The 15787-nt window shown below is 69.8% G+C and carries 1 protein-coding gene (cut by a window edge); it reads left to right on the plus strand.

The genetic code is table 11. The annotated features are described in order from the left end of the window. On the plus strand, positions 1-15787 hold the 5' portion of the coding sequence (locus ID574_RS01445) for a UvrD-helicase domain-containing protein (protein ID WP_188186923.1). Its footprint extends 14948 nt past the window's final position; only the first 15787 of its 30735 coding nucleotides appear in the window; the start codon lies at positions 1-3; its stop codon lies off the right edge, out of view.

Genomic DNA, 15787 nt, shown 5'->3' on the forward strand with positions numbered 1-15787 from the left:
GTGGTGCCGCACGCGCCGACCGAGCCCGCACCCCAGGCCGAGGTCGACTACGCTCCCCTCAACACGCAGGACATCCCACGCGTGCTGAGTGAGCTGGACGCCGCCGCGCTGGCTACCTTGGTGCGGTCGCTGGGCAACCCCCGCCATCTGGATGATCTGCGCGCGCGTGGCCGACGGCGCGACACACGGACGCAACCTCCTGCCCCCAGGGGCACCCCCGAAGTGGTGGTCACGGGGCTACGCGTGCAGCTGCCCGACGGGGAACACGGGCCCGTCGAGGGCGCCTGGAGCGACCTGGTGAACTGGCTCCATGTCATCTATGACACGCCGGTCAGTGAACTGCTGCTCCACGCCTTTGACACGCTGGATGCCTATCGCAGTGGCCGCGAGGTCCTCAGGCTGACCGGGCAAGCCGATCGCGGCCTGCTGATCGAACAGGAACTGGCGGCGATCGCCCGGCAGGCGGCCCGCGAGCTCATGGACGAGGCCGTCGACCGGTATGCCCATCCGCGCCGCTATCTCCACGCGGCAGCCGACGACGGCAGCAGCGAACAGGACGACGGCCTGTTCACCTTGAACGACGTGCCCACCTCTGCCGCCTCGGCCAAGGCCCGCATTCAGCAAGGACTGGGCCGGCCGAAACAGCTTGCCGAGGCCGCGCAGGCTCGCATCCAACAGAGTTTGCTGAGAGTAAAACGACTCGCCGAGGCAGCGCCCCCGCGTGACGGAAGCGGACACCGCCACCCGGCCACCGCCCTGCGTCCGGGCTGGCTCATCAGTGATGTCCAGCAGAACCCATCTCGCCTGGTGCTCACCCGTGAGGCACACACTGGCCCGCAGGGGCTCGTCCTGACCGGCGTGAATCCTGACGCCAACACCGACGACGCCCAGCAATGGATCTATCCCGACGGTCGCGGTCGCCCGCCGGCCTTCTGGGTCTTGCGCCGCCCCCAGGCGCTGGCCGACCTCGCCGTCTCCGCGCCTGCACCCTCGCCCGATCTGCCTGCGCTGCAGCCGGACGAGCCCACCGCTGACCGGGCCGGCTTCACCGATCTTGCGGCCGTGCTGGCCTACCTGACCGCCTATCCTCCGGAGACCTTCCCACCGCCGCGTGAACAGGAGAGCGCCGACGCCTACCAGCGGCGCGCGCTGCAGCGGCGCGCCTTCATCGACCAGGTCATCAGCGCCCACGATCTGGGCCTGAGCCGTGACGGTCACCTGCTGGTCTTCAGCAGTGAGGGGCAGTACCACATCGCGCTGGCCCGGACCCTGGTGCTGATCGAGGACCAGCTGGTGGATGGCCACGATGGTCAGCAGGCGCGTGACTTGGCCGACTGGATCGAACGCCACTGCCTCGATCCCCAAGGGCGCCCCTTTCCCTGGCAATCTCCCCATGCCCGCGAACACAGCCTGCAGTGGTGTTCGGCCGAGGGACGCAGCCTTCGGGAAGAGATCCAGCACCAGATCACGGTGTTCGACCGCGCGTACGGCATCAACAGCCTCGCCGTCCGTCTCGACGACCAAAACCGGGTGGATGAACACCACCTGCGCCATGCCCGTCCGCGTGGCCGCATCACCGTTGATCGCATCGTCACCGGTGACACCATCCGCGTCGTGGAACGCGATGGCATCCATCAGGGCAAGGCCGTCGGACCCGTCACTCCGCGCCCCGGCCAGCCAGGCGAATACGAGCTCCATCTGCGGGTCGGCGACGAGGTCAAACCCATCCCCATCGATCCCTCCTCCGCCACGCTCTATCGCCTGGCCGACGACCTGCACTCCGGCGATACCCCGACAGCATCCCCGGACAGCGGCGAACGCGACCCCCACCCCGCCGACGCCGACGCTCCCACCACCGCCGGTGCACCTACGCCCCCCGGCCCACCGCCCGGCACCGCAGACCGTCTCCCGGCCCTCCAACCGCTGCCGAACGACGATGCCCTCACCGCGCTCCCCGGTGTGGAACTGCCCAGCACGCCTCCCCCCGAGGTCGCGCCGCACACCACCGCGCCCACGGGCGGCACGCCCGCATCCTCACCTTCGAGCGAGACGCTCAATCGCGCCCCCCTGCCCCTCGCAGCGAGCCCTGCCACGGCGGCGCAACCGGGGCCGCCGACGGCCGTCGACGAACCGCAGGAGGCCTCGCACACCACGCCTACTGAAGCGTCCGAGGTCACGCTGCGCTCCCTGGGCTTCGACGAGCTGGGCAACCCGCTGGCCTGGACCCCGCACGGACTTGCCCATCCCCGGCCCTTGGCCGAGCTGGCCGGACAGTATGTCCGCATCAATGTCGGCGGCGGACTGACCCTTGCAGGCCTGCTGATCCAGCGAGACGACGGCTGGCAGGTCATGGGTGAGCGCTCGGACGGCAAGGCCGACCTGCACCACCTCGACACCGACGACGCACGGCACGCCGTGGCCGAAGCATGCCCGCAGCCGCAGCGCGCCGACCCTGTCCAGGAGGAGCCACCCTCGCCGCCCGGACTCACCCGGCATCGCCGAGACGTCCTGATCGCGTTCATGCACGCGCGTGTGGCCGACTTCGCCGACACCCACGACCCCGCCGACCACATTGCCGAGCTCCTGCAGGCCACCGATGTGGAATGGGAATGGCTGGGCGCCTATCTCGATCTGCATCCCGAGCTGCTGACCCTCGGCGAGGACGAACGGCAGGCCTACACCCGGCGCTGGGAGCAACTGGCCGCCCGGGCCGCGCACACAGGCAGCCAGCCCGCCCTGCCGGCCGAGCCGGCACAGCACACCACCGCTCCCTCCACGCAGCAGCCACCCCCGGCCGCTGCGGTGGGCGAGCCTGCTCAGTCCCAAACCGCCGAGCCGCCCTTTGCGGCCGTCACCCCCGAAGACGTCGTCTTCGCGCTGCAAGGATTGGCACCCAGCTTCTTCCCGGCGCTCGTGGCCGCCCTCGATGACGCCGACGCCATGACCGAGCTCACCAAGCAGCCACGCGGCTTTTGTGACCCGCACAACGAAGGCGCCACCTGGGTCGAGGTCACCGTCCACGGACTGTCCATCGACCGGCACACCCCGCAAGGCCGTCGCGCGGGCTTGGTCTCCTGGCAGGACGTCCGCCGCCATGCGATCCGGCTCACCCCCGTAGAACGAAACCTGCTGGCCGACGCCCGCACGCTGCATGAGCGCTACCACGAGCGCCAGACGATGCTCGCCTTCGAAACCGTCGGCCGCCGGCATCTGTGGTGTCATGCGCTGAGCGAGCTGGACGCCATCATGGCCGCCGCGCGCGATGAGGTGCTGTATCCCTTCCCCGCCGCACCAGCCGGGGCGACCAACGACCCAAACCAGCCACGCCGTCCCCCCTTCACATGGAATGACCTGCAGGTTCGGCTGTCGCTACTCTCTGCGGCGTTGCCCGCCGAAATGATCGTCATCAAGGGAGCGGACGACCTTCAGCCGGGTGATGCGCTGTCGCTCAACTCCCAGGCACCTGAGGTGTTCGTCCTGCAGGAACCGCCCAGAAAGGGGCCCAAGAACCTCCGGATCACCGGTCGGCTCTTGCAGGAAGGCATCCTGGGCGAGCCCACCACGACGAAGATCCGTGTCGACCCCAACGATCACTACCGGGTCGCGCAGTTGCCGATCGAACCGGACGAGCGCATCGCGGACTCCCCCGTCCACCTCACCCCCCTGCCCGACACCGACACCGCGACCACCACCGCCCTCGAGCCGACCGGCCCGCGCTTCGTCACCCGCCAAGACGCGGTGGACCATCTACGGCGCGGCGGCGACAAGCACGACACGCACCCCTACAGCGGCCCACATGACATGGGCGCACGCGATGACTGGCATCTGGCCGCGGGCGGCTCCTTCATCATCGCGCCCAGTCCGGCCGGCAAGCGGGACTCCTGGTGCATTGCCGACACCAGCCGCGGAGAGTTCTACTACGGCCTGGCCGTGCCCAGCGCGGCTTCGGCCGAAGCTTTCGCCTGGCGGCTCAAAGCACTGGAGAACAGCACCGCGCTCGGCTTTGCCTGGGACGATCCCCACCGCCCCGACCTGCCGAACGGCCTGCTGCGCGACGTCCACCGCGAGGTGCTGGCCTCCCTCGACACCGCCGGACCGCTTTCGGCGCAGCCCTCCGAAGCGGCGCCGCCAGCCGCCGCCACCCCCAACCGCGCACCCACCGACCCGGCCCCGACACACAGCACGGCTCCCACGGCGCCGACGCCACCCCCTTCCGGCGAACCGGCGGCAGGCGAGACCACGCCCACCGCCCTCTCCGACCCAGCGCAAAAACAAGCATCCGCCCCACCTGCCACGGCCCCGCCGCGTGCGCGGGTGGACTGGATTCAGTACGAGTGGGACGAACGGCGAACTGGGCTGCGCGCGGTGCGCACCTCACTGCCTGACACCCGCGGCTGGGACCACCATCTGACCCCCTGGCTGGACCCAGGCAACCGGCCCGGCGTCAGCGTATGCCGACTCTACGTCGAAGGACGCGTCGTCGTGCTGGCACGTCAGCGTTCGGAGGATGCCGACAGCAGACGGAATCTGCGCGTCATGGCCTATCTCGGCGGCGCCGTGCCGGCGGCACAGCCAACCGGACGAGTAGCGCTGGCGCAAGCGGCGGCCTGGGCCGCGAACCCGCCGACGAGCGCCGATCCCGTTGAGTGGCCCGAGCTGATGACCGGCTTCGTCGACCAGTTGGAAGCACTGGAACAGCGGGCCCGTACCGGCGCTCCCCAACTGGCGGCCCTCGTCGCTGCCGCGCTGCATCACCCCAATACCGAACTGGCCGTGATCTCCCAGGACGACCCGATCCCCCTGCTGTGGGGGCTGCAGGACATCCTCGGCTGGGTACTGGGACACGCGCCGCAGACCTTCTCAACCTACGAGAGCGACGATCACCAGCGAGGCCCCGAGATCGTCTTCCTCCGGCAGAGGCCCCCCCTGTCCTCACGCGCACCCCGACGTCAGCGCGTGGACCTTCACGCGCCCGGGCCCGCCGCGCCGTACGACGAGCTCGCCGCGCTCATCGTGGATGCGTACGCGCGCGGATCACTGCCCGAGGTGATCAGACGCCTCGAGCTCAACGACGACATGCCAGCGGGCACGCGCCTCGACCTGCTCCAGACGGTGCTGTCGGCGCCAGCACCGCCGGCACCAGCCCCCGCCGCAACGCCACAACCCCGGCGGTCGAAGCCGCCCGCAGCGGAGCCACCCGCCCCAACCACCCACGAACTCGGCCAGGACCCGGCCGAGCCGACTGCGGCGCCCACGACCTCACACGAGCCGAGCCAGCGCCCACCCGACGGCGAGGGCCACCACGACATCCCGACACCAGGCCACCGCGATCCCGGCACTCCGGCACAACGCACCAAGACCGAACAGAACAACCAGCCGAGCGTCGAATCGCCGCCGCAAACAGCGGCACGTCCACCCGCACGCCCCACTCCCACAAGTCCGGCCGAGCAAACTAAAGACGAGCCGCCCGAACGCGCACCCGCCACGCTTCCCCCCTCGCCCACGCTGCCGGGTGGTGAAGCCGCGGCCGCCGTCATCGCAGCCGTCCACCCCGACCACACCGGCGCCGCCACGGCGCAGGACCTCCAGGCTCTGACCGCACTGGTCGCCGAGGCCCTGACCGACGCGTCCCTGCACCGGGCCGCCGCCGAACTCGACAAAGCCGACTTCACCTGGCGCATTGTGTCGGCATGGCTGGTGCGGCACATGCGCCACGACACCAACCTGTCCGAAAAGGTGCGCGACCTCTACTTCGGACGCTTGCAGGGCCCGCTGGCCCAGACCTTGGCCACCGCCCTGCGCGCGTCCGCCACCGATCCCAGCGCTGCCTCGGCACAGCCGGCCGACGAGGAGGCCCTGGCTTCGCTCCCGCAGCCCCGCGATGCGCACGAGGCACGGCAAGACCTCATCCTGCGTGAGCTGCACGCCAAAGGCGTCACCTTCGAGGTGCACTACCGGCGGCAGGGCCACACCACGCTGGACAAACTCAGCTACCGGGGCCAGGACAACATCCCACTCGCTCTGGACGAAGCAGCGGCCCGCTATCTGCCCCAGCTGCGCATCCGTCCCCGCCCGCTCACCGACGACGATGTCCTCTCCGCCCTGCGCGGTCTCGACGCCACCTTCTTCGCCGCGCTGGCCTGCAACATCGACAACTCGACTGCCCTGCGCAAGCTGACCAAAGGACCGCACGCCACTACCACGAGCACCCCGGACGACCACATCAAAGTGGACGTCACCAGCAAGGGCCTGAGCATCGACATCCACACCTTCGCCGGCACCCGCACCGGCACGATCGCGTGGGACAAACTCGGCGAGCGCTGGATCAAGCCCGCCCTCACCGACGACCACCGGGCCTTGCTGGCCGACGCGGCTCGGGCCAAAGCACTGCTCGGCGATCGATTCGGCATGCTCGCTTTCGACGTCATCGGCAAACGCGGCCACTGGCACCAGGCTCACAACGAGCTCGACGCCACGATCGAAGCCGTCCGTGACGATCTCCTACAAGCGGGCGCCCAGTCCTCGCCCCTGGGCAACGCCACACTCACCCAGCCCGGCGACACCCTCTTCGATGTCGAGCCCGCATCGCCGGTCTCCAGCCTCGATCTTGGGGCGCTTCACGCCCGCGTACGCCAGTTGGCTCAGGTCCTGCCCGCCGAGTGGATGCAGACGAAGACGGCCGAAGCTCTGCGAGCGGGCGATGCCCTGGGCAACCTCAAGATCCGGCCTGTGGTGTTCGTCCTGGCACAGCCGCCCCAAGCTTTGGTCGGTGAACTACGCATCCACGGGCGCGAGCTGACCAACGGTGTTCTGGGCGAACCGGTCACCCGCGCCATCCCGCGCCACGCCAAGAACACCTACCTTGTCGTCCAGCTGCCGATCGACCCCGACCAGCACATCGGGCCCGTCACCGAGGCCCCGTCAGATGAGCAAGCCGCCAGCGCGCCCGATCACACACCGGACGAGGGCCAGGCGGCGCCCGACACCGCACCCGACACCGCTCTCGCCCGCTTGCCCGGTGACGCTGCTGCGCCCGCGACCGCCCTCGACACGCCCGCTGCGCCCCAGCCCCCGCCTTTCCCGGCCGCGCACACAACCGCCGCGTCTCCGACCCCGGCCGCGCCGACGGCGGCCACCCGCCCCACACCAGCTACCACGGCGGGCCAACCGACCACCGACCTCGGCGAAAGCACCATCCAAAGGCCCCGCTTCACCACCGAGGACCAGGTACGCAACCACCTGCGCAGCGGCGGAGACCTGATCACTGTGCCCGAACAGCAGGCGGCGGCCGCCCTGGCCGAGCGCGACGACTGGCACCTCGTCGCCGGCGGCTCCTTCCTCATTGTCCCCGCAGCCTCCTCCGGCTGGTGGATCGCCCACCCGGGCAGCGGCTTCATCTGGCGGGCCTTCACCCTGCCCGACCAGGACGCCGCCGAAGCGCTCGCCTGGCAGCTGACCCGTGCCCGTATGGGGGGCCAGGTCATCGACTGGGACGACCCCGCCCTCTCCGCGCGCATCACCGCCGTGCACCCCCACGTCCACGAGGCATATCAAACCGTCCGCGCCCTCGCCGGCCAAGACAGCACCCCCCAGCCCGCCCCCGCCTCACCGGCATCCATGACCGGCGCCAGCGCGGCCCCATCCGATCACCCCACAGCCCCACCCGCCGACTCGCACGACGGGCAGGACGCCGACCCGCCTCACGCCGAACTAGGACCGGCGCCTCCGTCCACTCCCGCCGATGACGCGGCCGCGCAGCCCCGCCCCGTGGAGCCGCCACCGGACACCACCGACCTGCTGCCCCAGCCGGACATCTTCCCCGAGCCCATCGCCGAGCAGATCCTCAGCGCCGCCGCTGCCTACGAGCAGGCGCTGAGAGGCGACGATGAGATGACCATGCTCACCAGCTGGGCGGCCTACCGCGATCTCCTGGACGAGCACCAACGCGCCGCTGAGATCGGCGGACCTATCGACACCGAAACGAAACGGCTCACCCGAATCGGATCACGCCTGCGCGACGCCTGGGACCACGACCATGCCGACATTCGACGGCAGAACCAGGCCCGGCGCGACCGCATCAGCCAAGCCCGAGCACAAGCCACCCGCCTCGTCGACGACGGCGATCTCCAGGCCGGGCTGGCGCTCATCGATGAAGCCGAGCAGCAGGACCCCGACGCCCGCGACTGGGACGCGCTGCGCGCCGAGCTACGCGAACTCTGGATCGACCCGACCCCGCTGCCCACCACCGACGACGGCACCCCGCCATCACCCGAAGGGATGAGCCCGGCACAGCGCGCCCGACTGGTCGCCGCGATCGAGCAGACGGCCGCCCGCTACACCGTCACCGGCGACCCCGGCCGGTACATCGCCGAGGTCCACGGCCAGCACGGCTACCAAGGCGAGGCGGGCCAAATCGAAAAGGACTGGATCGACAGCTATCTGGCAGCACACCCCGAAGTGCTCGCCTTCACCCCCAAAGACCTCAAACGCCGCGTACGCCAGGCCGCACGCGAACAACAGGCTCGCACGCAGACCGCACGAGAGCTGGTGACCGAGGCCAAACGCCAGTACGACGCGGGAGCCTTCGATCAGGCACGTCAGCTGATCGATCAGGCTGAGCAGGCCGACCCCTTGATCGAGGACTGGGCGCACATCCGCCAGACCATCGCCAACGGCGAGGCGGCGAGCGCACCGGCGTCCGATAGCAGCCCCAGCGACGCCGGCGCATCGGTGCTGCCCGGCGCCGTATCCCCGACAGGCACGGCCACGCCCGTGCCGGAATCCGGTGCGGCCAGCGCCACGCAAGCCCCGCAACAGCCTGAACCGCCTGAGCCGCCCGAGCCGCCTACGCCCGCCGAGGACGGACAGGACACGGCGATTGCGCCGGCCACGCTGGCCACGCCCGCATCACTCGACGGTCAAGCTCACGATCCAGCTGCGGCCCGGCCGCGGCAACCGCTGCCTCCCAGCCCCAGCTACATGGATGACATCGGCCCGGCCCCGCGGCCAGAGGCGGACCCGCTTCCCGCCGATGCAGGGCGCTGGAGCCAGAAAATCCGCATCCGGGAGGCGGACGGGTTGCTGACCGTGTCCGGCACCAGCCAAGACGATCCACCGGTGATCCGGCGCACCCTGCACGACAACCAGTTCACGTTCCGGAAAGGCGAACGCGGCAAGCGACGCGGACACTGGGAGTACATCGGATCCCGGCACCGGCGGCAAACCTCCCTCGAAGCCGTGCGCAGCGTCCTCATCGACCTGGATCGCGAGGAAGCGGCCCGTTTCCAGCCCACCGAGCAACAGCTGAAGATCGCCGAAGCCGTCGACACGGGCGACGATGTCGTCGTCCAGGCTTTGGCCGGCACTGGCAAGACCTCCACCTTGCGCTGGCTGGCTCGCCGGATGACGGGCAAAGCCATCCTCTACACCGCCTTCAACAAATCCGTCATCAAAGAGGCCATTCGCGACAACGTCTTCGGCCCGCACGTCAGCTGCCTGACCTTCCACGGCATGGCCTACCGCTCGCTGCTCGGTGGCCGCTACAGCGCCAAGGTGCAAAAGGCCACCAACTGGGACGGAGCCTTCTACAACAACCAGATCGCCGCTGAACTGCGCATCACGCGGCCCTTCAAACTCCGCGACCGCGACATCTCGCCCGAACAGTTGGCCGGCTACGCGATGGCGGCCGTGAAAAAGTTCCGGGAAAGCGCCGACCCCGCCATCACCCAGGCTCACCTCCCGGACGAGGCGTTCGCCCACCCCAAACTGGCCGAACGCATCCTGAGCTACGCCCAAGCCGCCTGGGAGAACATCTGCGACCCCGAAGGGCGCGTGAAGTTCACGCCCGACGACTACGTCAAGATCTGGGCCTTGGGCCACCCCCGCCTGCACTTCGACGTGATCTTCTTTGACGAAGCGCAAGACATCAGCCCGGTCATGGCCAAGGTCATCCGTGACCAGCAAGCCCAGATAGTCGTCGTCGGCGACTCCAACCAGGCCATCAACGAGTTCCGCGGCGCCGTCGACGCGCTGATCGATTGGCCCAGTCCCCACGTTCGTCCGCTGACGCTGTCCTTCCGTTTCGGGCCGGCCGTGGCCGAGGCCGGCAACCAGATCCTGGCGCTACTGGGCTCGCCACACCGCCTGATCGGCAATCCCGCCCTCGACACCCAGCTGTGTGACATCGACGAACCCGACGCCATCGTGTGCCGCACCAACGCTGGCGCAGTGGCCGCCGTCTTCGACGCCCTGGGCAAGGGCAAACGCGTCGCCATGGTCGGCGGCGGAGACGAGATCAAAGACATCGCCCAAGCCGCCGAAGATCTGCTGGAAGGCCGCCGCACCAAGCACCCCGAGCTCGCCGCCTTCCGCGACTGGGATGAAGTCCGCGAATACGCCGAGAAGCCCGAAGCGCGCAACCTGCAGATGTTCGTCCGGCTCGTCGAGAAGTTCGGTCCCGCCAGCTTGAGCGAGATGGTCGACAAGCTCGTCGATGAGGAGGAACGCAACCCCGCCCGCAAGGCGCAGGTGTTCGTCATGACCGCCCACAAATCCAAGGGCGGCCAATGGCCCAAGGTCGTCATCTGGGGCGACTTCACCGCCAAACCCAAGATCGACGAGAAGACCGGCAAGGAAGTCCTCCCCGACGCCCAGGAAATGCGCCTGGCCTACGTCGCGCTCACCCGCGCCCAGCAGCAACTCTCCGTCGGCTCCCTCGGCTGGTATCTCACCTACCAACCGCCCCCCGGCGATGAACTCGCCCCCACCGCCAAAACGGGAACCCAGATCGCGCCGACGCCTGCCGACGCGCACATTCACGGAGCCGCCACAACCGTTCCGCAAGAGGCAGGGCAGGACGACTTCGAACTAACCCATCCACGACCGGGCGTGCTGCCCGCCGAAAAGGAGCGCGAGGTCGTCCAGGCCCTCGACACCTACACCACGGCGGTGCAGCAAGGAGACGACAGCGCGGCCGCCAACGCGCTGGGACACCTGACACGCCAGCTGATCGGCTTCGAGGTCGATCCGGACGATGAGACGAGCCTGCTCCAAGCCGCTGAGCTCAACCGCCTGCTGACCGCCGTCTACCTGCGCGAGCCCGCACAGGCCGCGAAGATCGCGGTGGAGACCGCCACGGCGCTCCGCTTGCCCGGCGATGTCGTGGACGCGCTGCGGATACTGGAGCGCAACGGCATCGGCGTTGATGAGCGGGCCCTGTATGCCGGATTGTGCCAGGTGGACAGGCTCGACTACGCCGGACTGGACCAGGCGGGCTGGCGCATGCTGGCCAGGGCAGACGCAGGCGAACGCACCCCAGATGTCGCGGTGGTCGTACTCGGTCTCGGATGGCGCCGCCGCGGCCGCATTCAGCCATGGAGCAACAGCTGGCCCGGCATCGAGCTCGCTCGATCTCTGCCCGAGAACCCGCAGCGCGCACATGAAGCGTGGCACCTGGACCCGCAAGCACTCGATGCCGCCATCGCCTACACCGACGGCAGAGCGAACGCACCCGATGCCTTCTCGCGCACGGACACCATGTCGTGGCTGGAGGCCTTGGACGCGCTGTGCCGCATCCAAGAGCGCCGCGCCTACACCGTCACCGCCGACACCGTCACCCAGGCCATGAACGCGCTGGACATCGTCTACGCACCGCTCATGCGCGAACCTCTGGCAGGCATGAGCGACGACAACCTGATCACCCTGACCCACACCGCGGCCGCCCACGGCCAGCAATACGACGAACTGGCCGATGAACGCCTGCATCAAGAGGCGGCCCGCCTGCACGCCAAAGCGCACCACCTGTTCAGCCTCGAGCACACCCCCGAGGGCAAAGCCGCCGGCATCCGCGAACTCGCCTTCCTGACCGTGGCCTGGGATAGTGCCGCAGCCAAAATCGCCGCCACCCAACCCGACCGCGCCCCGCGCCCGGATGCGGAATACCTCGAAGGCATCAACCTGGGCTGGCGTCTCGGCATCACGGACACCATCGACGCCAGCCACACCGATCTGTCCGCCCTATCCGCGACCGCCCTGCGCGGCCTGTTCGACTACGCCAAGGCCCGCGTCGACCTCGGCCCGCCCTACCCCACCAACACCGACCGCCTCGACCTCCAGCAGCGCCGGTGGGGGCACCTGGTGTCCTACCGGGCGCAGCTCGACGACGGCGGCCAACCCCTCTCGGCGCAAGCCCTGGCCGACCTTCTCGCCAGCACCGCCGACGACCATCCGGGCGGGCAGCACCCCTCCAGCCCGTCGTCCGCACCCGCCAGCACCGCAGGGCAAACCACACCGGCGGCCGCCCCGGCTTCAGAGGAGGCGGACCCGCTCCCGGCCGACGTCGATGAGATGCTCCGCCACTGGGGCGACGTGGCCGACGACGAGTCCCGCCCCATGCCCCCAGGCATGCGACAGGTGCTGAAGGGGCTCGCTGAGCACGCCGACGAAGAGCGCGGCAACTACACCCTCTCCCCCGGCCGCATCCTGGCCGTACAACGCTCCGGCGACAAGGGCCGCTACACCTACCTCCTCGTCGTCGCCGCCCACGGCTTCGTCGTTCCCGAAGCCTTCCAACCCCAGCACGGCGGCCGCAAGGGCGCCCTGTCGCTGGCCGCCGCCTACGAACACCTGCGCGACGCCACCGGCGCCCCCTACCCGTGGTCACGCGATCCGAGCTTCAACCAGGCCTGGCGCTCCGATCGCGGCGAGCCCCTCAATGAGGCGCTGATGCGCGTCAAGGGCGAACACGACCTCCAGCACGGCTACAACACCGCAGAAGCCGCGTGGTTCACCCAACGTGACGACGACACGCGCATCGACCCCGACCGGCTCCCGCCCGGGCCGGCGCACGCCTACGCCGACCAAGTCGCCGTCGGCGACCGCGTCACCGTGACCCTCGGCAGCGACCACCGCGAGATCACCGATGAGGTCGTCGCGGTCACCGAGCCCCGGCCGGGACACTTCCACCTCCACCTGCAGGGTGGCGTCACCGCCGAGGTCTTCCGCAACACGCTCCTGCCCCGCGACCCCGACGAGTCCGCCGTACGCGACCGGCACGGCGCCCGCTACGGCGAACGCGTCAAGAATTGGCAGCTCAACGCCGGTGACAGCGTCGAATTCGTGGAACACGACCAGCGCATCCGCACCGCCGCCGGCATCGAGGGCGGCGCTAAACTCCTGGTCCGGGCACGCATCAGCGGAGAACGGTTCGACCCCGTGCAAGGCGTCCCGCTGCAGGACATCACCTTCCACCGCGACCCCGCCTTCCACGCCTCCGACGGCCACGAAGTGCAGGTGGACGACGCCTACCGCGGCCTGTACCGGCGCTGGGTGCCCACCGAGACCGTCACCCGCCTGGACCAGCCGCAGCCCGCCCGCCCCACGCTGCCGCCCGCCCCCTCCTTCACCGACAACCCCCTCCCAGAAGGATGGGCCCACGACGCCGACGCCGTCGCCCACCACCTCCTGGAAGGCGACGAAATCTCCGTCATCGTCGACGCCTCCACCGTCGACAACCCCGAGGCATTCGAAGGCTCCGACGCGCCCATCCGCGAACCGGTCCGGGTCACCGGACGCATCGCCCCGGGCAGCCGGATCCAGCAAGGCGCCGAGACCTGCGAGCTGGAACTACTGGCCGCGCGCTGGCAGGCACTCGACACCCTCGGCCAGCCGATGGGCTCCCACCTCCCACTCGGCAGCACTCACCACGACGCCATCGGACGGCCCCTGACCCACCTGCGCATCCCCTCCAACGCGCGACTGGTCGGCCGACGGCCCTTCGCGACGCCACCATCCGAGCTGCCCAGCCTGGGCGTGCGCGTGGAGCCCGGCGACAAACGGATCTTCCGCGTCTACCGAAAAGACGATCTGGTGGGCAAGCTGCGCGAGTCGCACGCGGGCTGGCAGTACCGGCTCGAAGGACGCGCGGCGTCCGAGGCCAGCTTCGGCAGCTGGCGCGATGCCCTGGCCTACCTGCTGGCCGACGCAGCAGACCCGGTCGCAGAGAACGGTCGGACAGCCCCGGCCCGCGGGCCCCGCTTCGGCGATCTAGGCACGGCGTTGGCCCATCTGCACGCCGGCGGCGACCGGCAGGCTCAAGCCGACCGCGAGGCGGCGCAGCAACTGGCCCGGCACGCGGACGTGCGCCTGGTCGGCAACGGATCTTTCCTGCTGCTGCCTACCGCGGACCAGTCCTGGGCGCTCGCCCACACCGGCACCGGCCTGATCCTGCGGCCGTACCACTTCGACACGGCCGCGTACGCCGCTGGGTTCGCCGCCGACCTCACCCAGCTGCGCGGGCCCGACGGTGAAACCTTCCTCTGGGACCTGCCCGATGCAGCCGACCGGATCCCGCTGATCGGCGCGGACATCGCGCAGGCGTACCTGCGCGCATGCGAGGCGATGGCGATCGACGGAACCACGCCGGAGAGCTGGGAAGGCCTGATCGCTGCCATCCGCGGAGCGTTCGTGCTCGACAACGAACTACCCGCCTTGCACCGCTACGACCCGCGCCTGCTCGCCCCCGCAGACCTCCCCGGCGAGTCCGGCCCCACCCCGGTCCGCCCCACCAGCACGCTCGCGGCCGACGACCGGCACGCACGCCCCTCGCGAGCGCCCGACCCGGACGAATCGACCGACCCTCCGGCCGCCATGGCGAAAACCACCAGCGACCGTCACACAGCCGGCGCGAGCAGCGGTGCCCCCGCCCACACCCCGGACGAAGCGCCGCGGCCAGCGATGCAGCAGCGGCCAACACCAGTCCCTCCCCCTTCCCCGTTGGTGCTGGACGAACTCGCCGACAAGGCATACCCCAGCGTGGCCGACATGCGTGCCCACCTGCGTCAGCACGCCGATGCCATCGCACGCGCCGGTGTTGGCCCTGACGGCGGCCAGGTGAACGTGATCCGCGACCGCCTCCTGGACCTCGCCAACGAGACCACCCTGTCGATGGCAGCCTCCGGCAATCTCCTCTGGTACAACGAGCAGGGCGCACGCTGGCAGATCTGCGCCGTCGGATCCGGCATGCCGCTGCTGCCGGACAAGCTGCTCATCTCCAGGAAGCACGTCACCATGCTGGCGCGGTACCTGGAAAAGAACCTCATCGGAGCTGACGGCGAGCCGCTGGCCTGGCGCGCCGCTAACCTGCCCCAGATCGCTCACACATGGCGATCAGACAAGGGCCTCACCCTGGCCGACACGATCGTGACGCTGCGCGCTGACTTCGACCGCCAAAGCGGCCTGACCACCTCGCCCGCGATCAAGGCGCACAACGAGCTGCTGACCCGGCTGTCGCAGCAGGCAGACGAGGAGCAGCAGGCAGTCGTCCAGCAGGTTCACGCCGCGGAAACCGGCCGCCTCATCGTCACCAGCGCCGACCTCATCACCGGCGATGAGATCGAATTCACCACCCCTTTGACCGCAGCCGACCGCAAGCGTTTGGCCGGCGAAGACATCCCGCGCCGCGGCGACCACGTGACCATCACCGGCACGCTGCTCACTCGTCCTAGCACCGAATTTCCCTCCGAGCTCATCTTCGCCGACGACACCGGGCGCTGGCGGCACGACGACGGACGGCACGGCTCGCTCAAGCACACCCTCACCTCCTGGCCCGACGAACGCCGACAGCCCTGGGAGGCACCCCGCGGCCCGGTCCTGGTCCGACGCGATCCGTATCTGCAGCAACTGACCCTCACTCAGATACGGGCCGGGACGCTGGAACACGCCGACGCGATCGGCATCAGCGCGCCCGTCCGCGACGCCATCACCACGTGCCTCGATGGCCTCCACGGTG

It is taken from the genome of Nonomuraea sp. SYSU D8015, assembly GCF_008065375.1.
Classification (GTDB): Bacteria; Actinomycetota; Actinomycetes; order Streptosporangiales; family Streptosporangiaceae; genus Nonomuraea.